Raw genomic sequence first — 25,869 nt, forward strand, 5'->3', positions numbered from 1 at the left:
CGATGACCATGCGTCATAGCTAAACCCGAGGCGCGGCCCACTGCTGTCGCCTCCTAGACAGGAGATTTAGTGGCAGGCAAGGCCCGCGTGCACGAGTTGGCTAAGGAACTCGGTGTCACCAGCAAGGAAGTACTCGCTCGGCTGAGCGAGCAAGGCGAATTCGTCAAATCAGCATCGTCGACCGTCGAGGCACCCGTCGCGCGCCGGCTCCGGGAAGCGCTGGGTGGCGGATCGAAGCCCGCACCCGCGAAGTCGCCCGCACCGTCTCCGGCGGCAGCTGCCGGCAATGGCTCCGGTGGTGGCTCCGGTGGTGGCTCCGGTGGTGGCTCCGCCAACGGCGGCACCAGCACGGCGCCCAAGCCGGGTGGCCCTCGGCCGTCCGCGCCGAAGCCGGCCCCCGCGCCCGAACCGCCGCCGGTGGTCGTGCCAGAAGTGGCCGCGCCAGCGCCGGTCCAGCCCGAGGTCCAGGCAGCTCCGCCCAGCACGGCGGCTCCCGCCGCGCCGGCTGCGCCAGCCAACCCGGCCAGCCCCGCCGGACCCACCCCGGGTCCGCGTCCGGGCCCGCCGAAGCCCGCCGCGCGCGCACCGCGCGTCGGCAACAACCCGTTCTCCACCCAGCAGCCGGTCGAACGGCCCGCTCCGCGTCCGCCGCAGGGTGCCGGCGGTCCGCCCCGTCCGGGCGGCCCCCCGCGTCCCGGTGGTGGACCTCGTCCCGGCGCGACGCCGGGCAACATGCCTCCCCGTCCGCCAGGTGCGCGGCCTGGTGCGGTCGGTCGTCCCGGTGGACCGCGTCCCGGCCCCGGTGGTCGGCCCGGCGGCGGTGGCCGTCCGGGTGGTCCCGGTGGCGCCGGCGGCGGCGGTAACTACCGTGGCGGCGGCGCCGGCGGTGCAGGTGCCCCGGGTGGTGCCCCCGCAGGTGGCTTCCGTGGACGCCCAGGTGGCGGCGGTGGCGGCGGCGGCCGTCCCGGTCAGCGCGGTGGCGCGGCGGGTGCGTTCGGTCGTCCCGGCGGCGCGGTCCGCAGGGGCCGCAAGTCGAAGCGGGCAAAACGCGCCGAGTACGAGAACATGCAGGCGCCGGTCGTCGGTGGCGTGCGGTTGCCGCACGGCAACGGCGAGACCATCCGGCTGGCCCGCGGCGCGTCGCTCGTCGACTTCGCCGACAAGATCAACGCCAACCCGGCCTCGCTGGTGCAGGCGCTGTTCAACCTCGGTGAGATGGTCACGGCCACCCAGTCGGTGGACGACTCGACGCTGGAGCTGCTCGGCAGCGAGATGAACTACGTCGTGCAGGTCGTGTCCCCGGAGGACGAGGACCGCGAACTGCTCGAGTCGTTCGACCTCACCTACGGCGAGGACGAGGGCGGCGAGGAGGACCTCGAGTTCCGGCCGCCGGTCGTCACCGTCATGGGTCACGTCGATCACGGCAAGACCCGCCTGCTGGACACCATCCGCAACGCCACCGTCCGCGAGGGCGAGGCCGGCGGCATCACCCAGCACATCGGTGCCTACCAGGTCGCCGTCGAGCACGACGGCAACGAGCGTCCGATCACCTTCATCGACACCCCCGGTCACGAGGCGTTCACCGCCATGCGTGCCCGCGGTGCGAAGGCCACCGACATCGCCATCCTGGTGGTGGCTGCCGACGACGGCGTCATGCCCCAGACGGTGGAGGCCATCAACCACGCGCAGGCGGCCGACGTGCCGATCGTCGTGGCGGTCAACAAGATCGACAAGGAGGGCGCCGACCCGGGCAAGATCCGGGCGCAGCTCACCGAGTACAACCTGGTGGCCGAGGACTTCGGTGGCGACACCATGTTCGTCGACATCTCCGCCAAGCAGGGCACCAACATCGACGCGTTGCTCGAAGCGGTGCTGTTGACCGCGGATGCCACGCTCGACCTGCGGGCCAACCCGGACATGGAGGCCCAGGGCGTGGCGATCGAGGCGCACCTGGACCGCGGTCGCGGCCCGGTGGCCACGGTGCTCATCCAGCGCGGCACGCTGCGCGTCGGCGATTCGATCGTGGCGGGCGACGCCTACGGTCGCGTCCGCCGCATGGTCGACGAGCACGGCGAGGACGTCGAAGAGGCGCTCCCGTCGCGTCCGGTCCAGGTCATCGGCTTCACGTCGGTGCCGGGTGCCGGTGACAACCTCCTGGTAGTCGACGAGGACCGGATCGCCCGTCAGATCGCCGACCGGCGCAGTGCGCGCAAGCGCAACGCGCTGGCCGCGCGGAGCCGCAAGCGCATCAGCCTGGACGATCTGGATGCCGCGCTGAAGGAGACCAGCCAGCTGAACCTGATCCTCAAGGGCGACAATTCCGGCACCGTGGAGGCGCTGGAGGAGGCCCTGCTGGGGATCGACATCGGCGACGAGGTCGAGCTGCGCGTCATCGACCGCGGTGTCGGTGGCGTCACCGAGACCAACGTCAACCTGGCATCGGCCTCGAACGCGATCATCATCGGCTTCAACGTCCGAGCGGAGGGCAAGGCCACCGAGCTGGCCAACCGCGAAGGCGTCGACATCCGGTACTACTCGGTGATCTACCAGGCCATCGACGAGATTCAGGCCGCGCTCAAGGGCATGCTCAAGCCGGTCTACGAGGAGAAGGAGCTCGGCCGCGCCGAGATCCGGGCGATCTTCCGGTCGTCGAAGGTCGGCAACATCGCCGGCTGCCTCGTCACCTCGGGCATCATCCGCCGCAACGCCAAGGCGCGCCTCATCCGCGACAACGTCGTGGTGGCCGAGACGGTCACCATCTCGTCGCTCAAGCGGGAGAAGGACGACGTGACCGAGGTCCGCGACGGTTATGAGTGCGGTCTGACGCTGACGTACAACGACATCAAGGAAGGCGATGTCATCGAGGCGTACGAGCTCGTGGAGAAGGCCCGCGCGTAATGGTCGACGTTGGACGTGCTCGCAAGCTCTCCAAGCGCATCGCCACCGTGGTGGCCTCGGCGATCGAGTTCGAGATCAAGGATCCCCCGTTGGCCTTCGTGACCGTCACGGACACGAAGGTGACGGGTGACCTGCACGACGCCACGATCTTCTACACGGTCCGCGGCGAGACGCTGCAGGACGAACCGGACTACGCCGGTGCGGCGGCCGCCCTGGAACGCGCGAAGGGAACATTGCGCACCAGGGTGGGCGCGGCCACCGGTGTGCGGTTCACGCCCACGTTGACGTTCGTCCTGGACAAGGTGCCCGACACCGCTGCCCACATGGAGGATCTGTTGGCGCGCGCCAGGCAGGCGGATGCCGACCTGGCGCGGATTCGGCAGGGTGCCACGCCGGCTGGCGAGGCGGACCCGTACCGTGTCTCTGGGGCGGAGGAAACCGGCGGGGAGCCAGACGACGAGCTCGACCGTGAGGACACCTATGACCGCGATCGACCCGAAGACTGAGGTATCTGGGTCATCGATGCGCGTCGATGGTCGAGGAGCTGCACAGCTGCTCGACGCGGCGGATTCGGTCAGCGTGGTGTGCCACGTCTTCCCCGATGCGGACACCATCGGCGCGGGGCTGGCATTGGCGCTCGTCCTCGAGGCGGCCGGCAAGCGAGTCGAGGTCGGCTTCGCGACGCCGTCGGTGCTGCCCGAATCGCTGCAGTCGCTGCCCGGTGGTCACCTCCTGGTCGACCCCGAGGACATGCGTGACGACAGCGACCTGGTCGTGACGGTCGACATTCCCAGCCTCGACCGGCTGGGAACGCTGCGGGCGCTGGCCGACGCGGGCCACGAGGTGCTCGTCATCGACCATCACGCGTCGAATCAGCTGTTCGGCACCGCCAACTACGTCGACCCATCGGCGGACTCGACGACGATGCTCGTCGCCGAGTTGCTAGACACCTGGGGCAAGCCGCTGGACGAGCCGGTGGCGCACTGCCTGTACGCGGGTCTGACCACGGACACCGGTTCGTTCCGCTGGGCCAGTGCCCGTGCGCACCGGTTGGCGGCGCGACTCCTCGAACTCGGGGTCGACAACGCATCGATCAGTCGCACGCTGCTGGACACTCACCCGTTCTCCTGGCTCTCGATGCTGTCGCGCGTGCTGTCTTCGGCGCAGCTGCTGCCCGCCGCCGTCGACGGCCGTGGTCTGGTGTACGCCGTCGTGACACATCGGGAATGGTGCGACGCGCGGCCCGAGGAAGTCGAGAGCATCGTCGACATCGTGCGCACCACCGCCCAGGCCGAGGTGTCCGCGGTGTTCAAGGAGATCGAGCCGCAACGGTGGTCGGTGTCGATGCGCGCGAAGTCGCAGGTCGATCTGGCCACCGTCGCCAGCGCCTTCGGTGGTGGCGGGCACCGGCTGGCGGCCGGTTACTCCGCGATCGGGCCGGCGGACGTCGTGGTGAAGGCGTTGACGGATGTACTCGGCTGATACCCCGGTCGTGACGGCCCCCGCCGCCGAGCACCTTGGCTGAAGCGGCCCAACCGGTTGCGGCGACGGGCCGCCGCATCGCGGGCCTGGCCCTGCCGGCACTGGGTGTGCTCGCCGCCGAACCGATCTATCTGCTGTTCGACCTCGCCGTCGTCGGACGTCTCGGCGCGCTGGCCCTGGCCAGTCTGGCGATCGGTGGGCTGATCCTGTCGCTGGTGTCCTCGCAGCTGACGTTCCTGTCCTACGGGACGACGGCGCGGGCCGCGCGGTTCTTCGGGCCCGGCGACCGGGCCGCCGCGGTCGGTGAGGGCGTGCAGGCCACCTGGCTCGCCGTCGGGCTGGGGACGCTGGTCGTGCTGATCGTCGAGGCCGCCGCGGTGCCGATCCTGGTGGTGATCGCCGATGGCGGTGAACTCGCCGATACCGCACTGCCGTGGCTGCGCCTGGCGATCCTCGGTGCACCTGCGATCCTGATCTCGTTGGCGGGCAACGGCTGGATGCGTGGCGTCCAGGACACCGCGCGACCGCTGCGGTACGTCGTCGCCGGCTTCGCGCTGTCCGCGGTGCTGTGTCCCACGCTGGTGTTCGGCTGGCTGGGCCTGCCCCGGCTGGGGTTGAGCGGATCGGCGGTGGCCAACCTGACCGGGCAGTGGATCGCGGCGTTGCTGTTCTGCCAGGCGCTGCTGGCCGAGCGCGTGTCGCTGCGGCTGAACCTGGCGGTGCTGCGCGCGCAGGTCGTGATGGGCCGCGACCTCGTCGTGCGCACGCTGGCGTTCCAGCTGTGCTTCGTCTCGGCCGCCGCGGTCGCCGCCCGATTCGGCGCGGCCGCGGTCGCCGCCCATCAGGTAGTGCTGCAGCTGTGGAGTTTCCTTGCACTGGTGCTGGATTCGCTGGCGATCGCGGCGCAGTCGCTCGTCGGCGCAGCCCTTGGCGCCGGCCAGCTGGCGCATGCCAGATCGGTCGCGTGGCGGGTGACGATCTTCTCGACCGTCGCGGCGGCGGTGCTCGCCGCGGTCTTCGCGGCCGGGTCGTCGGCGTTCCCGCGGCTGTTCACCTCGGACCACTCGGTGCTCGACGTCATCGGGGTGCCGTGGTGGTTCCTGGTGGCACAGTTGCCGATTGCCGGGGTGGTGTTCGCCCTCGACGGGGTGCTGCTCGGCGCGGGAGACGCGAAGTTCATGCGCAACGCGACGCTGGCGAGTGCCCTCGTCGGGTTCCTGCCGCTGATCTGGTTGTCGTTGATCCTGCGCTGGGGCCTGCTCGGCATCTGGGCCGGTCTGACCACGTTCATGGTGCTGCGGCTGGCGTTCGTGGGGTGGCGGGCGCTATCCGGCCGCTGGCTGATCCCCGGGACGAGTTGAAGCTCAGCCGCCGCGAGCCGAGATGAGCTGTGCCAAGTTCGCCAGGCCCTGTTCCTGGGCCTGCTGCAGGGCGGCCGGCAGGGGAGCGCGGATCTCGGCCATCACCTCGTGGTCGAGGAGCTCCTGGAGGCCCTGCTGCCGCGGGCTGCGGCCAGCTTGATTGTCGAGCTCGCGCAGGCCCGCGGGCGTCGAGTAGTCGTACAGTTCGCGCTCGACGTCGCGGGCCGGGTCGGCGTCGATGCCGCCGGGCTTCCAGTGCGAGTACACCCCGAACTTTGCGTCCGGGGTGCGCACCGCGACGATGTGGCTGGGCGCCGACGTGGGCACCTCACCGAGGCCGGTGGTCGGTCTGAGCATGGCCGGCATGCCCCGTGAGGACATCATCGTCGCCATCTCCTCGACGGAGATGTCGTCGGTGACGTGCGCGATCCAGGGGCGGCCGGGTGCCGTCGCGTGCTCGGCGATCGCGGCGAGGTCGGCGCGGCCCTGCAGGTGCGCGAACCGGGCGTCGCTGCGCCAGCCGTTGCCACCGGTTCCGATCGTCAGCAGCAGCGGGGCGAGGTCCGCGCTCGAGGTCAGCTGGGTGCGGACCGATCCGGGGTCGGGGGTGAGCCGACCCGACGGGTCCCGGACGTAGAGCGGTACCCGGATCGCCTCCTCGTAGATGGCGGCCCCCTTGCCGCGCATCCCGTGTGAACCGCCGTACTCGCCGTGGTCGGAGGTGAAGACGACGACGGTGTTGCGGTCGATCTCGGGACGCGACGCCAAGGTGTCCAGCACCCTGCCGATCTGGGTGTCGACCTGCTGCTGCAGCCACAGGTACACGTCGAGACCGCGAGCCCAGGGCTCTTCGACGTCCGGGCCGGTGAACGGCAGCCGGCCGGCCATCAGGGGTGCGATGAAGTCCACGTAGTCGATCTGCAGCTGCGGCTTGCCGCGGCGCGCCAGCTCCTCGGGTGTCTCGAAGTTGGCCGGCTTGGCGTCGAACACGCGCGGAACATCCTGCGGCAGAGGAACTTTGGGCCACCACATGATGTCGTGGGGATTGACCAGTGACACCGTCGTGCACCACGGACCGTCGGCGGCGTGCCCGTCGAACCACTCGACGAACTGGTCGGTGATCCCGGGATCCTTCTGCAGCCCCTGGTTGGGTGCGCCGTTGGGGGAGGGGTACGTGCCACCTCCGAACCCGTGGGCATCGAGGCCGTCGGGCGTCGTGTCGGCGGCGGCGCCGAGATGCCACTTGCCCCACCACCAGGTGCGGTAGCCCCGTTCGCGCAGCATCGTGCCCCACGTTGGAAACTGCGGGGCGAGGCTGGATTCGGTGGGCCCCTCGCCGGTGTAGAGGCACCCGGTCTGGTGGGAGTAGAGCCCCGTCGTCATCACTCCCCGCGACGGCGTGCACGCGTTCGACGCGGTGTAGTGCCCGCCGAAGGAGACGCTGGCGGCCCGCAGGCGGGCGAGGTTTGGCAGCAGCGCGTCCAGCTCGTGGGTTGCGGGGAACCACTGCGGGGCGCGCATCTGGTCGACGACGACCACCAGGATGTTGGGCCGGCCACCTGCCAGCAAGATCCCGCGTCTGGTCGTCGGCACCCCGTCATGTTAGTTGCCCTAGCCGACGGCGCCGTCAGGTCAGCGGCCGACCGCCGTGACGAGCAGGACCCCGCCCAGCAGCGTCGCGACGAGGAGCACCACCAATCCCGTGATGGGCCAACCGAACATCGTCCTGCGCGCCAGGGCCGACACCAGTACACCCACCCCTGCGACGAGGACCGCGGCGACGATGCCGCCCCACGCGACGGCGTAGGCCAGCCCGATCAGCGCGACGCTGCACCGATCCGACGAGCACGAATCGGTACCCATCGCCGCGAACATGGAAACGACGAAGGCCGCCGCACACGACAGCAGCAGCACGACGCTCAAGACGGGTGTCAGCACCAGGTCCAGCGTGCTGAATGGGCGCGGTGCGGCAACGGGCACGTCGCGCTCGGGCGGCGGAATGCTCATCGTTTCAACGGATCTGCGCGCGGCCGCGTTCGATCACCGTTGACCTGCTTGCCGCGACGTCGTCCCCCGAGGTGGCCTGCATCCAGCGTCGTGCCGACGCCGCCTCCAGCCACAGCCCGGCGCCGGTCTGCTGCTCGTCGATGCGGTGATAGGAGTCGAGTAGGGCGCGCACGGCCCTCTGGTCGTTGCCGACGATGGTCGCGGCGACGCGCCGGGCCGTCGCCAGCAGTTGGTCGTGGGGGACCACCTCGGTGACCAACCCGGCCCGCAGGGCGTCCTCGGCCGACAGGTAGTCCCCGGTCAGACTCATGCGCCGGGCCAGCCCCACGCCGACCTTCTGCGGCAGCCGCACGCTGAGCCCCCAGGTGGGCAACAGACCGACGCGGGCGTGAGTGTCGGCGAAGCGCGCGTTCTCGGAGGCGATCAGGATGTCGCAGTACAGCGCCAACTCGAGGCCACCGGTGACCGCGGCGCCGTTGATGGCGCCAATCACCGGTTTGGTCATGGCCGGCCACTTGGGCGAGATGTCGGGCAGTTCGGTGGTGTCTCCGAGTTCCTTGAGGTCCAGACCGGCGCAGAACACGGGATCGGCACCGGTGAGGATGACGACGTCGACGCCGTCATCGGTCTCCGTGTCGTGCAGGGCGGCGAAGAACCGTTGCCGTAGAGCGCTGGACAGTGCATTGCGGGCCTGCGGGCGGTTCAGGGTCAGCGTGCGGATGCGATCGGTGGTGTCGACCGCCAGGACGTCTGCTTCGGTGCTCGGCATCGCAACACCGTATCCACCTATGGTGAAGGCATGTGCCGGAACATCACCGAGTTGCGCGGCCTCGAACCCGCGGCGACCGACGAGGAGATCGAAGCCGCCGCGCGGCAATACGTGCGCAAGGTCAGCGGCGTCACCCGCCCGACCGCGGCCAACGCCGAGGCCTTCGAGGCCGCGGTCGCCGAGGTCACCGAAACCACCACGCGCCTGCTGAGGGCGCTCCCGCCGCGGCGGCAGCCGCCGAAGACGGTGCCGCCGCTGCGCCGCCCGGAGGTTCGGGCCAGGCTCTCGGCGACGTGAGCACCGCCCTCAAGGAGTGGAGCGCAGCGGTCCACGCCATGCTCGACGGTCGCCAGACCGTACTGCTGCGCAAGGGGGGCATCCACGAGAAGCGCTTCGACCTCGCCGCCGGTGAGTTCGTGTTCTTTCCAACCGTGGCGCACGGGCACGCCGAACGCGTCCGGCCCGAGCACCGCGACGTGCTCGCTGCCGCGGCACTCGACAGCACCGACGAGCGCATCGTCGTGCGTGCCGGGGCCAGGGTCGTCGCCGCGGTGGCGGTCAACCGCCCCGAGGGGCTCGCGGAGCTGGCCGACACGCACATTTGGACTGCCGAATCGGTGCGCACCGAGCGGCTGGACTTTCGACCGCGACACCAGCTGACGGTGCTGGTGGTGCAGGCCCGGCCGTTGGTCGAACCGATGGTGCTGCAACGAACTTCGGCGTTCGCGGGATGCAAGAGCTGGGTCGAGCTGCCGCTCTCGCCGGCCTGGGCCGACCCGGTGCACGATGATGCCGCCATCGCCGAGATCGCCAGGCGGGTGGCGGCCTCAGTCGGCTGACGGTGGTTGGGGCCCGGCCGGCAGCACCAGCCGGGACACGCCACCCGCGCCGTGGTGCACGGTGTGCCGGGCGGGCCTGGTGGTCGCGCCGGAGACCGGAGGCTCGTCGGTACCCAGATTGCGGGCGAACCGAGGATGCGACCCTCCGGCCACCAGCACCCGTAGCCGGTTGCCGGCACGGAACCGGTGGGCGACGGCGTCGAGTTCGAGCCGGACCACCCCGTGATCGGTGGTCAGCCGCACGAAGCCATCGCTGACGTTGGTCGAGTGGCCGTCCGGGGTGACCTCGCCGAGCCGGACGAACACGTCGTTGTTCGGGTTGTCGCAGGCGTGGCTGAGCTCCGCCACCGGGTTGCCGACGACGTAGAGGTCGGCCGGCAGCGGGTCGCTGGTGTAGTCGACGACGTCGGCGCGCAGGGCCAGGCGGGTGTCGTCGCGGTATCCGCCCTCGGGGGACAGCAGCCGGCCACCGATGGTGGGAGTGGGGTCGGTCGGGTCGAAGGTGAAGTGTGACGGCGCCCCATCGGCGCCGGGCTCGGTCTGCGAAAGCCGGTGTGCCGGTTGCAGATACCACACCAGCCGGGGCATCGTCGGGGGCCAGTCGCCGAGTTCGAGCCAGTCGCCGTGGTTGACGTAGGCGCGCACCGGGCTGCGGGGCGCGGCAGGTCGGCCGCCGAGATGGGTGTCGAGCCACGCCAGCGACTCGCGGAGCACGGCGGGCGCCCCCTTGGTCATGACCTCGGTGTGCGTCCACGGGCCGACGGTCAGGGCGGTGGTCACGCCGCGGCCGCGCAGGTGCTGGAACTGGGCGAGGGTCTGCTCGAGGAACAGGTCCTGCCACCCGCTGACGAGCAGTACCGGGACGTCGACCCGATCGAGCGCCTCGGTGAGCCTGAGCGGCGTCCAGAACGGGTCGGTGACGTCGGGGTGCTCGACCCATGACTCCCACCAGGGTGCTCCGGCGCCGAGCAATGCCCGGCCCGCCGCGCCCATCGGGATCTGGTTGGCGGTCTGGGCCACCCGCCGGCGGGCGCGGCCCTGTCGAAGCTGGCCGAGCAGTCGGTTGCCGTCCTCCTGACGGGCGACCATCTGGCTCCAGCCCAGGAAGTCGTTGAGGCTGAACGACCCGGTGCCCCAGGACGAGGCACTGAAGTCGTGGGGGCCGACGGTGATGATCGCCGCCGTCAGCTCGGGCGGCGGGTCCATCAGCATGGCCCACTGCGTGAACCCGAGATAGGACAGCCCGATCGTGGCGAACGAGCCGGTGAACCACGGCTGGTCCCGCAACCAGGCAGCGGTGTCGGCGCCGTCGGCCACCTCGTGGATCATCGGCGTGAACTCACCGCCGGATCCGAATGTGCCTCGCACGCTTTGGATCACGACGTGATAGCCCCGCGCCGCGTAGACGCTGCCGAATAGGCTGGAGAAGGGAAAGCCGCGGCCGTAGGGCGAGCGCACCAGCAGGGTGCCCGCCGGCGCGGTGGTGGCGGGCACGTAGTGGTCGGCCACCAGGTCGACGCCGTCGCGCATGCGGACGGGCAGCCCGCGGCGCACGGTGTAGTCCGTCGTCGGGGCCGGCAACTTCAAGATCCGGCTCAGGGCATGGGACGCGACGCGCTTGGCGCTCATGGAGGAAGCCACGCCCTGCACGTTACGCACACGCGGCGCGGGGGAGCGGCGTCAGAACTTGTAGTACGGCACCAGCTGCTGAGCGCGCTGGAGGTTGGTCTGCATGCAGTCGACGTCGTCGGCGCTGTAGACCGGGGCGTAGAACAGCGATTGCTGCAGCACGCCGTAGCTGGTGTCGAACGCGATCATGCAGCTGAACCAGAACCGGTTGTTGCGGTCCGACGGCTTGAGGATCCAGTACTGCGCGGCCCGATGGCCGGCGATGTCCATCTCGACGGCGTCGGCGGGCAGGGTCTGCTCGTAGGTTCGCCAGACGATCGCCTCGACGGCCATCTGATAGTTGCCGGCGTCGAAGTGGCACCGCAGGCCGTCCTCCGGCTCGGGCGGGGTGAAGCCGAGTCCGATGCCGTCGATGACGTCGATGGGGATGTCCTGGCACGGGTCGAACGGTCGCGGATCGGTGGTTTCGATCACTGGCCACTTGATGCTGCTGGACACCCCGGACAGAGGTGCGGACGTGGATCTCAGCTCCACCGACCCTGCCTCGGGAGCGGCCGCCGGCCCGGTCTGCCAGACGATGGCGACCGCCGTGATCAGGGCACACATGGCTGACAGCAGGCGCATCTTGCCGAACATGGCACCCCTCTTGCGCTCGTTGTCCATTGCCGGGAGTGTACAAGTGCCCGCCCGCCGTCCGGACCGAAAAGCAGAACATGTTCTAGTTGCCGGGCGCTGGGTCGATCGGGACGCACGTAGGCTGGTCGGTTGTGTCGTCGTCGAATGATTCCGGGCCGCCTCGAGACCACCGGCACCCCACGCTCTGGGCGATCAGTGACCTGCACATCGGTCATACCGGCAACAAGCCCGTCACCGAGTCGCTGCATCCGTCCTCGCCGGACGACTGGCTGATCGTCGCTGGCGACGTCGCCGAACGGACCGACGAGATCCGGTGGTCGCTGGATCTGCTGCGCAAGCGGTTCGCCAAGGTGATCTGGGTGCCCGGCAACCACGAGTTGTGGACCACCTCGAAGGACCCGATGCAGATCTTCGGGCAGGCCCGCTACGAGTACCTCGTCGACATGTGCGACGAGATGGGCATCGTCACCCCCGAGCATCCATTCCCGGTGTGGAACGACGAGGGCGGCCCCGCCACGATCGTCCCGATGTTCCTGCTCTACGACTACACCTTCCTGCCCGAGGGCACCGCGACCAAGGCCGAGGGTCTGGCCCTCGCTCGCGAGCGCAACGTCGTCGGCACCGACGAGTTCCTGCTGTCCGCCGAGCCGTACGCCACCCGTGATGCGTGGTCGCGCGACCGCGTCAAGCAGACCCGCGACAAGCTCGAGGATCTGGACTGGTTGACCCCGTCGATCCTGGTCAACCACTTCCCGCTGGTGCGCGAGCCCTGCGAGGCCATGTTCTACCCCGAGTTCGCCATGTGGTGCGGCACCACCGCCACCAAGGACTGGCACACCCGCTACAACGCGCTGTGCTCGGTCTACGGTCACCTGCACATCCCGCGCACCACGTGGTACGACGGCGTGCGCTTCGAGGAAGTGTCCGTCGGATATCCCCGAGAGTGGCGGCGCCGCAGGCCATATCGGTGGATGCGCCAGATCCTGCCCGATCCGAAGTACCCCCCGGGCTATCTCAACGACTTCGGCGGTCACTTCGAGATCACCCCGGAGATGCGGGTCAATGCCGAGAAGATGCAGGAGCGGATCAGGAGCAGGCGAGGATGACGGGACGGTTGCTGTCCGGGGTGCTGCCCGACGTCGTGGCCTCGGCCGAGCTGTACGGTGACGCTCCCGACCTGACCCCGCTGCCGGAGGAGGAGCCCTTCATCGCCCGCGCGGTGGCCAAGCGCCGCAACGAGTTCGTCTCCGCACGGTATTGCGCGCGCCTGGCGCTCGGCGAGCTCGGTCTGCCGCCGGCCCCGATCCTCAAGGGCGACAAGGGTGAACCGTGTTGGCCCGACGGGGTGGTCGGCAGCCTGGCACACTGTGACGGCTTCCGCGGCGCGGTCGTCGGCCGGGCGGACCAGGTGCGCTCGGTCGGCATCGATGCCGAACCCCACGCCGTGCTGCCCAGCGGCGTGCTCCCAGCCATCAGCCTGCCCATCGAACGGCACCAGATCGCGGCGCTTCCCGGCGGTGCCCACTGGGACCGAATTCTGTTCTGCGCCAAGGAAGCCACCTACAAGGCGTGGTTCCCGCTGACTCACCGGTGGCTTGGCTTCGAGGATGCCCACATCACCTTCACCGTGGACGGTTCCGGCACCACGGGCGGCTTCCGCTCGCAGATCCTGATCGATCCCGCCGCCGAATCCGGCCCGCCGCTGACGGCGCTGTCGGGTCGGTGGTCGGTCGCCAAGGACCTGGTGCTCGTGGCGATCGTGCTGTGACCCGCGAACCGGTCCAGCCCGGCCTGGTCATCGTGGACAAGGCTCCGGGGATGACGAGCCACGACGTCGTCGGCCGCTGCCGCAGGCTGTTCGGCACCCGAAAGGTGGGCCACGCGGGCACGCTGGACCCGATGGCCACCGGCGTGCTGGTGGTCGGCATCGAACGGGCCACCAAGATCCTCGGCCTGCTGACCGCGACCGAGAAGTCCTATTCGGCCACCATCCGGCTGGGCCGGACCACGTCTACCGAGGACGCCGAAGGCGAAGTGCTGCATACGACTTCGGCCAGTCACGTCACCGACGACGACGTCGAGCGCGCGGTGGCCGCGCTGCGCGGCGAGATCGACCAGATCCCGTCGGCCGTCAGCGCCATCAAGGTCGGCGGTCAGCGGGCCTACAGGCTGGCACGCGAGGGCAAGACCGTCGAGCTGGCCGCGCGACGGGTGCGCATCGAGCGCTTCGACGTGCTGGCGGTGCGACGCGCACCCGACGGTCTCGTCGACGTCGACGTCGAGGTGGACTGCTCGTCGGGCACCTACGTCCGAGCGCTGGCGCGCGACGTCGGAGCGGCCCTCGGCGTCGGGGGACACCTCACCGCACTGCGGCGCACCAGGGTCGGCCGCTACGGGCTGACCGAGGCGCACACCCTGGACCAGCTGGCCGACGCACCGCGGCTGAGCCTCACCCTCGACGAGGCCTGTCTGCTGGGCTTCCCGCGGCGTGAACTCACCGACTCCGAGGTGGAATCGGCCGCGAACGGTCGGGCCCTGGCGCCCTGCGGAATCGACGGGGTCTACGCCGCCACCGCATCGGACGGCCGGGTGATCGCGTTGCTGGCCGACGATGGCGCGCGGACCAGATCGATCGTCGTGATCCGCCCGTCGACGCTGTCCTAGCTGGCGGTTAGACCACCCAAATCGCTTCTGCCGCAGGGTGTCCCAGGTCGACGGTGCTCTCGCGCCGGTTGGCGGGCGCTCCCGCGGTCTCGACGGCGACGGAGATCATGCCGGCAAAGTCGCGCCGGGCCACCACCCGCACGCGCGAGTCCAGGCTGATTCCCACGCTGTCGAAGTACCGCAGCATCTCCGGGTCGGCGTCGGAGATGCGCGCCACGGTTCCGGCGTCACCGTTCTCGCACGCCGAGAGCTGGCGCGCCGGCGGCGTGGGCACCCGGCCGTCCGCGGCGGGGATCGGATCACCGTGCGGGTCGCGGGTCGGGTAGCCGAGCTTGGCGTCGATGCGGTCGAGCATGCGGTCGGACACGGCGTGCTCGAGGACCTCGGCCTCGTCGTGCACCTCGTCCCAGCCGTAACCGAGCTCGCGTACCAGGAACGTCTCCATCAGCCGGTGCCGGCGGACCATTGCCAGCGCCGCGGTGCGGCCCGCCGCCGTCAACGTCACCGCGCCGTACTTCTCGTGGTCGACGAGGCCTTGGTCGGCCAGCTTGCGAATCGATTCCGACGCCGTGCTGGCGGACACGCCGATGCGTTCGGCCAGCATCTTCGTGCTCACCTTGTCCACCGACCACTCCTGGGCGGTCCAGATGACCTTCAGGTAGTCCTGTGCGACGGCTGACAGGTCGCGCGGGCCGTCGTCGACGTTCATGAGGTCGAAGTTTAGGCAATCGCCCCGGCAACCGGGGAGCTAGCGCTACCCACGGTCGCGGCGCGTCGTAGGCTGGTCTCGTGCAGCGCTGGCGGGGCCAAGACGAGATCCCCACGGACTGGGGCAGATGCGTCCTCACCATCGGTGTGTTCGACGGCGTCCACCGCGGGCACGCCGAGCTGATCAACCACGCGGTCAAGGCGGGCCGGTCGCGGGACGTGCCGACCGTGCTGATGACGTTCGACCCCCACCCGATGGAGGTCGTCTTCCCGGGCAATCACCCCGCCCAGCTGACCACCCTGACCCGGCGCGCCGAACTCGTCGAGGAGATGGGCGTCGACGTCTTCCTCGTCATGCCGTTCACCTCGGACTTCATGAAGCTCACCCCGGAGCGCTACATCCACGAACTGCTCGTCGAGCGGCTGCACGTGGTCGAAGTCGTGGTGGGCGAGAACTTCACCTTCGGCAAGAAGGCGGGCGGAAACGTCACCATGCTGCGCAAGGCCGGTGAGCGCGCCGGCTTCGCCGTCGAGAGCATGTCGCTGGTCTCCGAACACCACCAGGGCGAGCGCAGTGACGAGACGGTCACGTTCTCGTCCACCTACATCAGGTCGTGCGTCGACGCCGGGGACGTCGTCGCCGCGGCCGAGGCGCTCGGACGGCCGCACCGCGTCGAGGGCGTCGTGGTGCGCGGTGACGGCCGCGGCCGTGGCCTTGGCTTCCCGACGGCCAACGTCGCGCCGCCGATGTACTCGGCCATCCCGGCCGACGGAGTCTATGCCGCCTGGTTCACCGTGCTCGGCCACGGACCGGTGATGGGCACGGTCATCCCGGGGGAGCGGTATCAGGCCGCCGTATCGGTCGGCACCAACCCGACGTTCTCGGGGCGTACCCGCACCGTGGAGGCGTTCGTGCTGGACACCCAGGCCGACCTCTACGGTCAGCACGTCGCGGTCGACTTCGTGGCGCGCATCCGCGGCCAGGAGAAGTTCGACTCGGTCGACGAGCTCGTCGTGGCCATGGAGCGCGACACCGGGCGGGCCAGGACCATCCTGTCGGCGCCCTGACTCGCCAGGCCGCCGGCCCTGCGACGATGCGGGCCACCGGCCGGGAGACGATTCGTTTCCCGCGCTGACCCGCTGTTACACTCTTTCGCGACCCAGCGCGCGCTGCAGTTCGCGGCGGCCGCGCCCCAGTCAATCCTCGCGAACCGATAGATGGAGTAGTCACATGTCGCTCACCACCGAGCAGAAAAAAGAGATCCTCGGCCAGTACGGCCTGCACGAGACCGACACCGGTTCGCCCGAGGCGCAGATCGCGATGCTGACCAAGCGCATTTCGGACCTGACCGAGCACCTCAAGATGCACAAGCACGACCACCACTCGCGCCGCGGCCTGCTGCTGCTCGTCGGCCGTCGTCGTCGCCTCCTGAAGTACATCGCCGCGGTCGACGTGGAGCGCTACCGCTCGCTGATCGAGCGCCTGGGCCTGCGCCGCTGACCCGATTGCGGTCCCGCACCGCTGGCATCGTTGCAGCGTTCTCGATGGTGTCCACGGCCCTAGGTCTGGCGGCGTGTTCCTCCGCGGCCGCCGCCGACCTGCAGGTCGGAGATTGTCTCGACGTCAGCGGGCCGCCGGATCGGCCAGAGACCGCCAAGGTGCGGTGCGGTTCTCCGGAATCCAACTTCAAGGTCGTCGGCATCGTGTCCACCTCGGACCTGTGCCCGTCGGACGTCGACTCCTACTATTCGATGCGTAGTTCGTTCAGCGGATCGGGGTCGACCATCTGCATGGACGTCGACTGGGTGGTCGGGGGATGCATGAGCATCGACCCAGAGCACGACCGGGATCCGCTGCGGGTCGACTGCAACGACGCGTCGGCACCCAACCGCCAGCGGGCCGCCCAGATCATGGCCGAGGTCGCCAACGTCGACCAATGCGCCACCGGAGTCGGCTACGCCTACGACGAACGCCAGTTCACGGTGTGCGTCGAGGACGTGTCGTGAGCCGCTGCCCGTCGGCCCGCCTGCGGGTCGGCTGAGTGCCGCGGTGTAACATGAAGGTGTTTTGAGCCCGTTCGGGCTCGAACATGCGGTGCGGTTCGCGCACATCCGCGTGCACCGTTCCAGTGCGTCACCTCAGGACCCGTCATCACACGGGCGGTCTTCGGTAGTGGCTGCCGGGCCAGCCTCCTCGTCATTGGAGGTGTCCGGCCGCTTCGATCGACGGCCGTCGGGATTACCCGGGTTCATGTGCGTGGCGCACGAAAAGAGTTGGTGCGAAACGGCACCACACGAGAACCAAAGAGGCCTGACACACGTATGTCTGCAACTGAAATAGAAGACGGCGTCTTCGAGAGCACCGCCGTCATCGACAATGGGAGCTTCGGCACCCGCACCATCCGGTTCGAGACCGGTCGGCTGGCCAAGCAGGCCGCCGGGTCGGTCGTCGCGTACCTCGACGACGACACCATGCTCCTGTCGGCCACCACGGCCAGCAAGAGCCCGAAGGATCACTTCGACTTCTTCCCGCTGACCATCGACGTCGAAGAGCGCATGTACGCCGCGGGACGCATCCCCGGCTCGTTCTTCCGTCGTGAGGGCCGTCCCTCCACCGACGCCATCCTGACCTGCCGTCTGATCGACCGGCCGCTGCGCCCGACGTTCGTCTCGGGTCTGCGCAACGAGATCCAGGTCGTCGTGACGGTCCTGAGCCTCGATCCCAAGGACCTGTACGACGTGCTGGCGATCAATGCCGCCTCGGCGTCGACCCAGATCTCCGGGCTGCCGTTCTCCGGCCCCGTCGGCGGCGTTCGCGTCGCCCTGATCGACGGTCAGTGGGTCGCCTTCCCGACCGTCGAGCAGCTCGAGGGTGCCGTGTTCGACATGGTCGTAGCCGGCCGTAAGACGGCCGACGACGTCGCGATCATGATGGTCGAGGCCGAAGCCACCGACAAGGTGATCGAGCTGATCGCCGGTGGCGCGGGCGCGCCGACCGAGGCCGTCGTGGCCGAGGGCCTGGAGGCCGCCAAGCCGTTCATCGCCGTGCTGTGTCAGGCGCAGCAGGAGCTGCACGACGCCGCGGGCAAGGAAACCGCCGACTACCCGGTCTTCCCGGACTACCAGGACGACGTCTTCTACGCCGTGTCCTCGGTGGCCACCGAGGAACTCGCCAAGGCGCTGCAGATCGCGGGCAAGGAAGAGCGCGACGCGCGCACCGACGAGATCAAGGTCGAGGTGCTGAACCGGCTGGCCGACACCTACGCCGGTCGTGAGAAGGAGATCGGCGCGGCGTTCCGCTCGCTGACCAAGAAGCTGGTCCGCCAGCGTATCCTGACCGACCACTTCCGCATCGACGGCCGCGGCATCACCGACATCCGCGCACTCTCGGCCGAGGTCGCCGTCATCCCGCGTGCGCACGGCAGCGCGCTGTTCGAGCGCGGCGAGACCCAGATCATGGGCGTCACCACGCTGGACATGGTGAAGATGGCCCAGCAGATCGACTCGCTCGGACCCGAGACGTCCAAGCGCTACATGCACCACTACAACTTCCCGCCGTACTCGACCGGTGAGACCGGCCGCGTCGGTTCGCCCAAGCGCCGCGAGATCGGCCACGGCGCGCTCGCCGAGCGTGCGCTGGTGCCGGTGCTGCCGAGCGTCGAGGAGTTCCCGTACGCCATCCGCCAGGTGTCCGAGGCACTGGGTTCCAACGGCTCGACGTCGATGGGTTCGGTGTGTGCGTCGACCCTGTCGCTGCTGAACGCCGGTGTGCCGCTCAAGGCGCCGGTGGCCGGCATCGCCATGGGCCTGGTGTCCGACGACGTCGAGGTCGAGGGCGGTGGCACCGAGCGTCGCTTCGTCACGCTGACCGACATCCTCGGTGCCGAGGACGCCTTCGGCGACATGGACTTCAAGTGTGCGGGCACGAAGGACTTCGTCACCGCCCTGCAGCTCGACACCAAGCTCGACGGCATCCCCTCGCAGGTGTTGGCGGGAGCCCTGGCCCAGGCCAAGGACGCCCGCATCACCATCCTCGAGGTGATGGCCGAGGCCATCGACGAGCCCGACGAGATGAGCCCGTACGCACCGCGGATCACCACGATCAAGGTGCCGATCGACAAGATCGGCGAGGTCATCGGGCCCAAGGGCAAGATGATCAACTCGATCACCGAGGAGACCGGCGCGTCGATTTCCATCGAGGACGACGGCACGGTGTTCGTCGGTGCCAGCAACGGCGAGGCGGCTCAGGCGGCGATCGACAAGATCAACGCCATCGCCAACCCGCAGCTGCCCAAGATCGGTGAGCGGTTCCTCGGCACGATCGTCAAGACCACCGACTTCGGTGCGTTCGTGTCGCTGCTGCCGGGTCGCGACGGCCTGGTGCACATCAGCAAGCTGGGCCGCGGCAAGCGCATCGCCAAGGTCGAAGACGTGGTGAAGGTCGGCGACAAGTTGCGCGTCGAGATCGCCGACATCGACAACCGCGGCAAGATCTCGCTGGTGCTGGTGGCCGAGGACGTGGCCACCGAGGCACCCGCTGACGCTCCGGACGCGACGACGGATTCGGGTACCGAAACCGCCGATGCCGCGACAGTCAGCAGCTAAGTTCGTTCGGCGCAGCACACTTCCGGGTGGGCTGCGCGTCGTCACGGAGTTCGTTCCGTCGGTGCGTTCGGCATCGGTGGGAGTGTGGGTGGGCGTCGGGTCACGCGACGAAGGTCAGAGCGTGGCCGGCGCCGCCCACTTCCTGGAACACCTTCTGTTCAAGTCGACGCCGACCCGGTCGGCGGTTCAGATCGCGCAGGCCGTGGATGCCGTGGGCGGTGAACTGAACGCGTTCACCGCCCGCGAGCACACCTGCTACTACGCCCACGTGCTTGACACCGATCTCGAGCTGGCGGTCGACCTGGTGGCCGACGTCGTACTGCGCGGTCGGTGTGCCAGCGACGACGTCGAAGTCGAACGCGACGTCGTGCTCGAGGAGATCGCCATGCGCGACGACGATCCCGAGGACACCCTCGGTGACGTCTTCCTCTCGGCGATGTTCGGTGACCATCCGGTGGGCCGTCCCGTCATCGGCAGCATCGAGTCGATCTCGACGATGACGCGGACCCAGCTGCACTCCTTCCACGTCCGTCGCTACACACCAGAGCGCATGGTGGTCGCGGTGGCGGGCAACGTCGACCACGACGAGGTCGTCGCTCTGGTCGAGGACTACTTCGGTCCGCGGCTGGTCGAGGGCAACCGACCGGTGGCGCCGCGCAAGGGCACCGGCCGGGTGCCGGGCAAGCCCAGTCTGCAGCTGGTGAACCGGGACGCCGAGCAGACGCACATGTTCCTCGGCGTCCGGACCCCCGGTCGGCACTGGAAGCACCGGTGGGCGCTGTCGGTGCTCAACGGTGCGCTTGGTGGCGGCCTGAGTTCGCGTCTCTTCCAACAGATTCGGGAGACCCGAGGGCTGGCCTACTCGGTCTACTCGACCGTCGATACGTTCTCCGATTCTGGGGCATTGTCGGTGTACGCGGCCTGCCTGCCCGAGCGGTTCGACGAGGTCACCCGGGTGGCCTCCGACGTGCTCGCCGAGGTGGCTCGAGACGGGATCACCGAGGCCGAGTGCCGAATCGCAAAGGGCTCGTTGCGGGGTGGGCTCGTCCTGGGCCTGGAGGACTCCGGCTCGCGGATGCATCGCATCGGCCGCAGTGAATTGAACTTCGGCGAGCATCGCACCATCGACCAGACGCTCGCGCTGATCGACGCCGTCACCCTCGATGAGGTCAACGCCGTGGCCAAGCAGCTGCTGAACCGGCCCTACGGCGCGGCCATCCTCGGCCCGCATCGCTCGAAGAAGTCACTGCCGCAAGCACTTCGCGGCATCGCGGGCTAGCCCTACAGATCCAGGACCAGGTCGCTGCTCGGCTGTGCCGTGCAGATCAGGACCGAGCCGGCGGCGGGTTCCTCCAAAGGCGGCGGCCGGTAGGTCGTGGTGCCGTCGAGCACGTCGGTGACGCACGTGTGGCACACCCCGCTGCGGCACGAGTAGCGGGTGGGGACGTCGCAGGCCTCGGCCAGCTCGAGCAGCGTGCCGTACTCCGGTGCCCATTCGACCGTCAATCCGCTGCGCGAGAACGTGATTCGCGGTCCGTTGCCGGGCGGGCCCGGTGGCTGATGCGGTGGCGGATGTGGTGCGGCGACGATGCCGGGGTTGATGGCCGGCAGCGCGCCGAATAGCTCGACGTGCACGTGGTCGGCGGCGATGCCGGCCGCGGTCAGGGCATCGCGCATCGCCGACATGAAGGACTGCGGCCCGCAGACGTAGGCATCGGTATCCGGTGTCAGGGCCGCCGAGCCGATGACGTCCGCGTTCAGCCGACCGCGGACGACGCCCGCCGCCCCGGGGTCACCCGCGGTGTAGTAGACGTGGCGGTGCGCGTTCGGCAGCTCCGTAAGCAACTCATCGGTCTCCGCGGCGAAGGCGTGGCTCCCGGCGTCGCGGGTGGTGTGAAACCAGTGGATCTCCCGCTCGCTGTGCGCGGCTGCCAGCGCGTGCAGCATCGCCAGGACCGGCGTCACGCCGATGCCTGCCGAGATCAGGGCGACGGGGGTCGCGGCGTCGGTGAGGTAGAAGTCCCCGCGCGGTGCGGCGGCGGCCAGGACCGCGCCGGGTGGCAGGTGGGCGTGCAGCCACCCGCTGACCCGGCCGTGGTCCTCCCGCTTGACGCTGATCCGGTAGCCGTCGGCCGCCGGGTCCGCCGACAGCGAGTAGCTGCGTACCGGGGCCGGGTCGCCGGCGCCGGCGACCTTGACCACCAGGTACTGGCCGGGGCGCGGCCTCGGCAGGGCGCCGCCGTCCTCGGCCTCGAGGTGGACCGACAGCACGTCGGTGCTCTCGATGGTGGTCGCGGTGACGCGGAGGTTGCGAAAACCGCTCCACCCCGGTTCGACCCCGACCGGCGGGGCGGCCGCGTCGGCATCGGCGGCGGCGAGCATCTCGCGGAAGGACTGCTGCCAGCCCGGGCTGAGCGCCGGGACGTCGACGACCTTGCGCAGCAGGTCGGAATCCTTGCCGGGCAGGTAGAGAAGGGCATCGACGTCGGCCACGCTGAGTTCGTGCCGGCCCCGCTGCGTGCGCTCGACGGCGTCCCCGGCGCGGACCTCGCCCTCGGTGATCACCCGCAGGTAGAAGCCCGGCCGGTGGTGGGCCACCAGGAGGTTGGGCATGTCGGGTTCGTCGAGGCGCATGCCGACGCGAAAGCAGGTGACCCGTGGCTGGGTGACCTCGAATTCGGCGTCGCCGATGCGGTATCGGTCGCCGATGCAGACGTCCTCGTCGGTCAGACCTGTGACGGTGAAGTTCTCCCCGAAATGACCGGGCTGCAAGTCTTCTCGGCCCAGGACTGTCCGCCAGTAGTCGTAGGACTCCGTCTGGTAGACCATCACCGCGCGCTGTTCGCCGCCGTGGCCGCCGAGGTCGCCCTGCCCGTCGCCGTCGACGTTCAGCCGCCGCACCATCCTGGGCCCGTCGACCGGGGCCTTGAAGATGCCCGTGTGCACGGTCTGGCCGCGCCATTGGATGTCCGCAGGCATTCCGACGTTCAGCGAAACCAGCACGGCCATGGCGTCCCCCGTCTCGTGAGTGCCCCTGGATTGTCCGGCCATCGGGCGGTCGGTTCAAGGGGCAGACGCACATCGCCCGGCCGACGCGAGGTCAGCCGGGCGATGGAGGGGATTCGCCGTCAGGCGAGGAGATCGGCCGGATCGCTGAAGGGCAGGCCCAGGTCGGAGGCGACCTGCTCGGACAGCAGTGCACCTTCATGGGTCGAAAGGCCCTTGGCCAGTGCGGGATCCGCAGCACAGGCGGCTTGCCAACCCTTGTCGGCGAGCTTGAGCACGTAGGGCATGGTGGCGTTGGTCAGCGCGTAGGTCGACGTGCGCGGCACCGCGCCCGGCATGTTGGCCACGCAGTAGAAGACGGTGTCGTGGACGGTGAACGTCGGGTCGTCGTGCGTGGTGGGCCGGGAGTCCTCGAAGCACCCGCCCTGATCGATGGCGATGTCCACCAGCACGGCGCCGGACTTCATCTGGGCGACGGTCGAATTGGTGACCAGCTTGGGAGCCTTGGCGCCCGGGACCAGCACGGCGCCGATGACCAGGTCGGCCTGCTTGACCGCGTCCTCCAGGTCGAGGCTCGACGAGTAGCGGGTCTCGATGTTGCCGCCGTACTCGGCGTCGATCTTGCGCAGGGTGTTGATGTTCAGATCGAAGACGGTGACCCGCGCGCCCATGCCCTTGGCCACGGCGGCGGCGTTGTCACCAGCCATTCCACCGCCGATCACGACGACGTTGGCCGGCGCGACACCGGGGACGCCACCCATCAGGACGCCGCGACCGCCGTGCGTGCGCATCAGGTGGTAGGCGCCGACCTGTGCGGCGAGCCGGCCGGCGACCTCGCTCATCGGCGCCAGCAGGGGCAGCGCGCCGTCGGCGGTTTGGACGGTCTCGTAGGCAATCGACGTGGTGCCCGATGCCATCAGCGCGTCGGTGCACGGCTTCGAGGCGGCAAGGTGCAGATAGGTGAAGAGCGTCTGGCCCTTGCGCATCCGGCCGTACTCGGCCTCGATGGGCTCCTTGACCTTGAGCAGCAGTTCGGCCTCGGCCCAGACCTCGTCCGCGGTGTCGATCACCTGGGCGCCCGCGGCCTTGAAGTCACTGTCGGAGATGGCGGAGCCCTCGCCGGCACCGGCCTGGACGAGCACCTCGTGACCGCGGCGGGTCAGTTCGGCGACACCGGCCGGCGTGATGGCCACCCGGTATTCGTTGTTCTTGATCTCGGTCGGGATTCCGACGCGCATGACGGCTCCTAAAGTCGTGTTCCGTTGCTGGAAATTGTGAAGATGATTCGGGCGATTGGCAATCAGTTCGATGGTTATTCGTTAACATGCCTCTATGTCAGAACGATCATCGAAGGTGGCCGTGCCCAGGCTCATGCCGCCGAAGGATGTTCGACCGGCCGACCTCGACGAGACCGACCGGCGCATCCTGACCGCGCTGCACGGTGACGCCCGGATCTCCAACAGCGCCCTCGCCGACCTCGTCGGCATCGCGCCATCGACGTGTCACGGCCGGGTGCGACGGCTCCAGGAGATCGGTGTCATCCGGGGCTTCTACGCCGACATCGATCCCGCCGCGATCGGCTTGTCGCTGCAGGCGATGATCTCGGTCAGCTTGCAGGCCAACGCCCGCGGCAAGATCGGCAGCTTCATCCAGAACATCCGCAAGCGTCCCCAGGTGATGGATGTCTACTTCCTGGCGGGTGCGGACGACTTCATCCTCCACGTCGCCGCCCGCGACACCGACGACCTGCGATCGTTCGTCGTGGAGAACCTCAATGCCGATACCGACGTGGCCGGCACGCAGACGTCCCTGATCTTCGAGCACCTGCGCGGAGCCTCACCGCTGTGACCGTCGACGCCGCGCTCGACGAGCTCTACGCTCTTGACCCGGCGGAGTTCACCGCGCGCCGCGGTGAACTGGTCGCCGCAGCGAAGCGGCGTGGGGATGCCGACGACGCGAGGTCCATCGCGGCGGTTCGACGGCCGACGACCGCGGCCTGGGTGGTCAACACGCTGGTGCGGGCCGATGACACTGCCAAGACGAGGCTGGCCGAGCTGGGGGAGCGGTTGCGGGCGGCGCACGCGGCCATGGACGGTGCCCGCATCCGCGAGTCCTCGGCGGCCCAACGCAAGCTCATCGACCAGCTGGTGCGGGCGGGGTTCGACGCCGTCGGAATGGCTCAGCCGTCGGCGGCGCTGCGCGACGACGTGGTGGGCACCTTGCAGGCGGCCGTCGCCGATCCCGACGTCGCTGCCCGGCTGGGCCGCCTGGAGAAGGCCGAAAGATGGTCGGGCTTCGGTGAATTCGGCACGGTGACCGCGGTCGGGCGGGCGCCCACGTCCACGGCGACGTCGGAGGTCGCACGCGCCGCCGCCGATCCTCGGGCGGTCGAGGCCGAGCTCGCGGCCGCGAGGGAACGCGCCGCGTCTGCTCGGCGCGATGCAGACGCAGCCCGGCAGGCGCACGCGGACGCCGTCGACGCCACCGCCGTACAGAAGGCGAAGCTGGCCAAGGCTAGACGCCGCTACGAGAAGCTGCTCGAGTCACTGGACGCCGCGGAGCAGGAGGTGAACGCCGCCGACGAGCGGTTCGCGGCGGCCGAGCAGGCCGAGCGAGCGGCGGCCGATCGGCGCGACGCGGCGCTGTCGGCGGCCACCCTCGCCGAGTCCGAACTCGAGGAACTCGTCGGACGTCAGGCGCCCTGACGGGGCGCCGGTCAGGCTGCGTTGGGCTGCTGTCCCTGTTCGTCCTCGGGTGGGGCGAGGAGGCGTTCGGGGTGGTGGTGGTAGTTGATGCGGGCTTGCCCGATGTCGAGTTGCGGGGGTGGGATCCATTCGGCGACCCCGTCTCTGAGTTGGACCGTCCAGCCGTTGTCGGCGAGGCGGTTGTCGGGGCCGCAGGCCAGGGTGAGTTCGTCGATGTTGGTGTGGGCGCCGGTGGCCCAGCCGTTGACGTGGTGGACCTGGGTGCCGTATCCGGGGACGGTGCAGCCGGGTTTGGTGCAGCCCCGGTCGCGGGCGTGTAGCACGATGCGTTGTCCGACCGAGGCCAGGCGTTTGGTGCGGCCCAGGTAGAGCGGTTGGTGGGTGTGCTGGTCGAAGACGGCCAGGTAGTGGATCGCGTGGGAGGCCATCCGGATCAGGTCGGCCATCGGCAGTACGGACCCACCCCCGGTGACTCCCGAGCCGGCGGCGGCTTCTAGGTCGTGCAGGGTGGTGGAGACGATGACGGTGACGGGTAGGCCGTTGTGCTGGCCGAGTTCGCC

General features: G+C 69.5%; 25 protein-coding genes. 16 read left to right on the forward strand and 9 right to left on the reverse strand.

The features are described 5' to 3' along the window. The first annotated feature begins 69 nt into the window (after positions 1-69). The 4 genes from infB to SBI80_RS06760 are packed head-to-tail and all read left to right on the forward strand — an operon-like array spanning position 70 to position 5,741. Positions 70-2,898: a translation initiation factor IF-2 gene (infB, locus tag SBI80_RS06745; RefSeq protein ID WP_318973596.1), complete on the forward strand. Its 2,829-nt coding sequence runs from the start codon at positions 70-72 to the stop codon at positions 2,896-2,898. Beyond that, positions 2,898-3,404 (forward strand): 30S ribosome-binding factor RbfA, encoded by a 507-nt coding sequence (rbfA, locus tag SBI80_RS06750; RefSeq protein WP_318973597.1) that lies wholly within the window; start codon positions 2,898-2,900, stop codon positions 3,402-3,404. The genes infB and rbfA overlap by 1 nt, the downstream gene beginning before the upstream one ends. Continuing rightward, positions 3,379-4,380: a DHH family phosphoesterase gene (locus SBI80_RS06755; RefSeq protein WP_318973598.1), complete on the forward strand. Its 1,002-nt coding sequence runs from the start codon at positions 3,379-3,381 to the stop codon at positions 4,378-4,380. The genes rbfA and SBI80_RS06755 overlap by 26 nt, the downstream gene beginning before the upstream one ends. Before the next feature lie 35 nt (positions 4,381-4,415). Beyond that, on the forward strand, positions 4,416-5,741 hold the full coding sequence (locus tag SBI80_RS06760; protein ID WP_318973599.1) for an MATE family efflux transporter: 1,326 nt from the start codon (positions 4,416-4,418) through the stop codon (positions 5,739-5,741). Between the two features lie 3 nt (positions 5,742-5,744). Here the strand turns inward: SBI80_RS06760 and SBI80_RS06765 are convergent, their stop codons facing one another. From SBI80_RS06765 to SBI80_RS06775, 3 genes are read right to left on the reverse strand one after another with little or no spacing between them, the layout of a single operon-like run. Then, a complete protein-coding gene (locus SBI80_RS06765; protein ID WP_318973600.1) occupies positions 5,745-7,334 on the reverse strand; it encodes a sulfatase-like hydrolase/transferase in 1,590 nt (529 codons plus the stop codon). Positions 7,335-7,373: 39 nt separating this feature from the next. Next, positions 7,374-7,748 (reverse strand): hypothetical protein, encoded by a 375-nt coding sequence (locus tag SBI80_RS06770; protein ID WP_318973601.1) that lies wholly within the window; start codon positions 7,746-7,748, stop codon positions 7,374-7,376. Positions 7,749-7,752: 4 nt separating this feature from the next. Further along, entirely contained in the window at positions 7,753-8,517 is a 765-nt protein-coding gene (locus tag SBI80_RS06775; RefSeq protein ID WP_318973602.1) for an enoyl-CoA hydratase, read from the reverse strand. Positions 8,518-8,547: 30 nt separating this feature from the next. On the opposite strand from SBI80_RS06775, the gene SBI80_RS06780 reads away from it, so the two are divergent. After that, entirely contained in the window at positions 8,548-8,814 is a 267-nt protein-coding gene (locus SBI80_RS06780) for a DUF2277 domain-containing protein (RefSeq protein ID WP_318973603.1), read from the forward strand. Then, entirely contained in the window at positions 8,811-9,356 is a 546-nt protein-coding gene (locus tag SBI80_RS06785; RefSeq protein WP_318973604.1) for a DUF1802 family protein, read from the forward strand. The genes SBI80_RS06780 and SBI80_RS06785 overlap by 4 nt, the downstream gene beginning before the upstream one ends. On the opposite strand, the gene SBI80_RS06790 is transcribed toward SBI80_RS06785, so the two are convergent. Both SBI80_RS06790 and SBI80_RS06795 read right to left on the reverse strand, forming a co-directional pair. Continuing rightward, on the reverse strand, positions 9,345-10,985 hold the full coding sequence (locus SBI80_RS06790; protein ID WP_318973736.1) for a CocE/NonD family hydrolase: 1,641 nt from the start codon (positions 10,983-10,985) through the stop codon (positions 9,345-9,347). The two genes, SBI80_RS06785 and SBI80_RS06790, sit on opposite strands and share 12 nt — an antisense overlap. Before the next feature lie 51 nt (positions 10,986-11,036). Continuing rightward, a complete protein-coding gene (locus SBI80_RS06795) occupies positions 11,037-11,621 on the reverse strand; it encodes a DUF3558 domain-containing protein (RefSeq protein WP_318973737.1) in 585 nt (194 codons plus the stop codon). Between the two features lie 131 nt (positions 11,622-11,752). Between SBI80_RS06795 and SBI80_RS06800 the strand changes: the two genes are divergently transcribed. The 3 genes from SBI80_RS06800 to truB are packed head-to-tail and all read left to right on the forward strand — an operon-like array spanning position 11,753 to position 14,285. Further along, positions 11,753-12,727: an ACP phosphodiesterase PptH gene (locus SBI80_RS06800; RefSeq protein ID WP_318973605.1), complete on the forward strand. Its 975-nt coding sequence runs from the start codon at positions 11,753-11,755 to the stop codon at positions 12,725-12,727. Beyond that, complete coding sequence (pptT, locus tag SBI80_RS06805; RefSeq protein WP_318973606.1) at positions 12,724-13,389, forward strand: 4'-phosphopantetheinyl transferase PptT; 666 nt, start codon at positions 12,724-12,726, stop codon at positions 13,387-13,389. The genes SBI80_RS06800 and pptT overlap by 4 nt, the downstream gene beginning before the upstream one ends. After that, positions 13,386-14,285, forward strand: coding sequence for a tRNA pseudouridine(55) synthase TruB (gene truB / locus SBI80_RS06810; protein WP_318973607.1), 900 nt, complete (start codon positions 13,386-13,388; stop codon positions 14,283-14,285). The genes pptT and truB overlap by 4 nt, the downstream gene beginning before the upstream one ends. A 7-nt stretch (positions 14,286-14,292) precedes the next feature. Here the strand turns inward: truB and mntR are convergent, their stop codons facing one another. Then, complete coding sequence (gene mntR, locus SBI80_RS06815; RefSeq protein WP_318973608.1) at positions 14,293-14,994, reverse strand: manganese-binding transcriptional regulator MntR; 702 nt, start codon at positions 14,992-14,994, stop codon at positions 14,293-14,295. 80 nt (positions 14,995-15,074) lie between these two features. Between mntR and SBI80_RS06820 the strand changes: the two genes are divergently transcribed. The 5 genes from SBI80_RS06820 to SBI80_RS06840 all read left to right on the forward strand — a co-directional run bounded on the left by SBI80_RS06820 (position 15,075) and on the right by SBI80_RS06840 (position 20,877). Next, positions 15,075-16,061 (forward strand): bifunctional riboflavin kinase/FAD synthetase, encoded by a 987-nt coding sequence (locus SBI80_RS06820; protein WP_318973609.1) that lies wholly within the window; start codon positions 15,075-15,077, stop codon positions 16,059-16,061. Between the two features lie 163 nt (positions 16,062-16,224). Further along, positions 16,225-16,494, forward strand: coding sequence for a 30S ribosomal protein S15 (gene rpsO / locus SBI80_RS06825; protein WP_318973611.1), 270 nt, complete (start codon positions 16,225-16,227; stop codon positions 16,492-16,494). A 44-nt stretch (positions 16,495-16,538) separates the two neighbouring features. Then, positions 16,539-17,000 carry an LppU family putative lipoprotein gene (lppU, locus tag SBI80_RS06830; RefSeq protein ID WP_318973613.1) on the forward strand — a complete coding sequence of 154 codons (462 nt, stop codon included), beginning with the start codon at positions 16,539-16,541 and terminating at the stop codon, positions 16,998-17,000. A gap of 315 nt (positions 17,001-17,315) precedes the next feature. Next, the gene (locus SBI80_RS06835) at positions 17,316-19,598 is read left to right on the forward strand and encodes a polyribonucleotide nucleotidyltransferase (protein WP_318973614.1); all 2,283 of its coding nucleotides are present in this window, start codon (positions 17,316-17,318) and stop codon (positions 19,596-19,598) included. Beyond that, entirely contained in the window at positions 19,576-20,877 is a 1,302-nt protein-coding gene (locus SBI80_RS06840; protein ID WP_318973615.1) for a M16 family metallopeptidase, read from the forward strand. The genes SBI80_RS06835 and SBI80_RS06840 overlap by 23 nt, the downstream gene beginning before the upstream one ends. Positions 20,878-20,879: 2 nt before the next feature. On the opposite strand, the gene SBI80_RS06845 is transcribed toward SBI80_RS06840, so the two are convergent. Together SBI80_RS06845 and ald are read right to left on the reverse strand one after the other, a co-directional pair. Further along, complete coding sequence (locus SBI80_RS06845) at positions 20,880-22,607, reverse strand: MOSC domain-containing protein (RefSeq protein ID WP_318973616.1); 1,728 nt, start codon at positions 22,605-22,607, stop codon at positions 20,880-20,882. A 119-nt stretch (positions 22,608-22,726) separates the two neighbouring features. Continuing rightward, positions 22,727-23,842 (reverse strand): alanine dehydrogenase, encoded by a 1,116-nt coding sequence (gene ald, locus SBI80_RS06850; RefSeq protein WP_318973617.1) that lies wholly within the window; start codon positions 23,840-23,842, stop codon positions 22,727-22,729. A 94-nt stretch (positions 23,843-23,936) separates the two neighbouring features. On the opposite strand from ald, the gene aldR reads away from it, so the two are divergent. Further along, the gene (aldR, locus tag SBI80_RS06855; RefSeq protein WP_318973618.1) at positions 23,937-24,452 is read left to right on the forward strand and encodes an HTH-type transcriptional regulator AldR; all 516 of its coding nucleotides are present in this window, start codon (positions 23,937-23,939) and stop codon (positions 24,450-24,452) included. Beyond that, positions 24,449-25,309, forward strand: coding sequence for a hypothetical protein (locus SBI80_RS06860; protein WP_318973619.1), 861 nt, complete (start codon positions 24,449-24,451; stop codon positions 25,307-25,309). Before aldR ends, SBI80_RS06860 begins: the two co-directional genes overlap by 4 nt. An 11-nt stretch (positions 25,310-25,320) precedes the next feature. Here the strand turns inward: SBI80_RS06860 and SBI80_RS06865 are convergent. Beyond that, positions 25,321-25,869: HNH endonuclease signature motif containing protein (locus tag SBI80_RS06865; protein ID WP_318973620.1), on the reverse strand; the 549-nt coding region annotated here is incomplete at its 5' end.

Source organism: Mycolicibacterium sichuanense (assembly GCF_033741125.1).
In the GTDB taxonomy this organism is placed as follows: Bacteria; Actinomycetota; Actinomycetes; order Mycobacteriales; family Mycobacteriaceae; genus Mycobacterium.

Bases quoted from the DNA above. Each gene is read 5' to 3' on its own strand.
- SBI80_RS06835 (WP_318973614.1), top strand. From the start codon at position 17,316: ATGTCTGCAACTGAAATAGAAGACGGCGTCTTCGAGAGCACCGCCGTC.
- SBI80_RS06790 (WP_318973736.1), bottom strand. From the start codon at position 10,985: ATGAGCGCCAAGCGCGTCGCGTCCCATGCCCTGAGCCGGATCTTGAAG.
- lppU (WP_318973613.1), top strand. From the start codon at position 16,539: ATGGTGTCCACGGCCCTAGGTCTGGCGGCGTGTTCCTCCGCGGCCGCC.
- SBI80_RS06795 (WP_318973737.1), bottom strand. From the start codon at position 11,621: ATGTTCGGCAAGATGCGCCTGCTGTCAGCCATGTGTGCCCTGATCACG.
- SBI80_RS06845 (WP_318973616.1), bottom strand. From the start codon at position 22,607: ATGGCCGTGCTGGTTTCGCTGAACGTCGGAATGCCTGCGGACATCCAA.
- SBI80_RS06775 (WP_318973602.1), bottom strand. From the start codon at position 8,517: ATGCCGAGCACCGAAGCAGACGTCCTGGCGGTCGACACCACCGATCGC.
- mntR (WP_318973608.1), bottom strand. From the start codon at position 14,994: ATGAACGTCGACGACGGCCCGCGCGACCTGTCAGCCGTCGCACAGGAC.
- SBI80_RS06770 (WP_318973601.1), bottom strand. From the start codon at position 7,748: ATGAGCATTCCGCCGCCCGAGCGCGACGTGCCCGTTGCCGCACCGCGC.
- SBI80_RS06840 (WP_318973615.1), top strand. From the start codon at position 19,576: ATGCCGCGACAGTCAGCAGCTAAGTTCGTTCGGCGCAGCACACTTCCG.
- SBI80_RS06755 (WP_318973598.1), top strand. From the start codon at position 3,379: ATGACCGCGATCGACCCGAAGACTGAGGTATCTGGGTCATCGATGCGC.
- aldR (WP_318973618.1), top strand. From the start codon at position 23,937: ATGTCAGAACGATCATCGAAGGTGGCCGTGCCCAGGCTCATGCCGCCG.
- rpsO (WP_318973611.1), top strand. From the start codon at position 16,225: ATGTCGCTCACCACCGAGCAGAAAAAAGAGATCCTCGGCCAGTACGGC.
- pptT (WP_318973606.1), top strand. From the start codon at position 12,724: ATGACGGGACGGTTGCTGTCCGGGGTGCTGCCCGACGTCGTGGCCTCG.
- SBI80_RS06780 (WP_318973603.1), top strand. From the start codon at position 8,548: ATGTGCCGGAACATCACCGAGTTGCGCGGCCTCGAACCCGCGGCGACC.
- rbfA (WP_318973597.1), top strand. From the start codon at position 2,898: ATGGTCGACGTTGGACGTGCTCGCAAGCTCTCCAAGCGCATCGCCACC.
- ald (WP_318973617.1), bottom strand. From the start codon at position 23,842: ATGCGCGTCGGAATCCCGACCGAGATCAAGAACAACGAATACCGGGTG.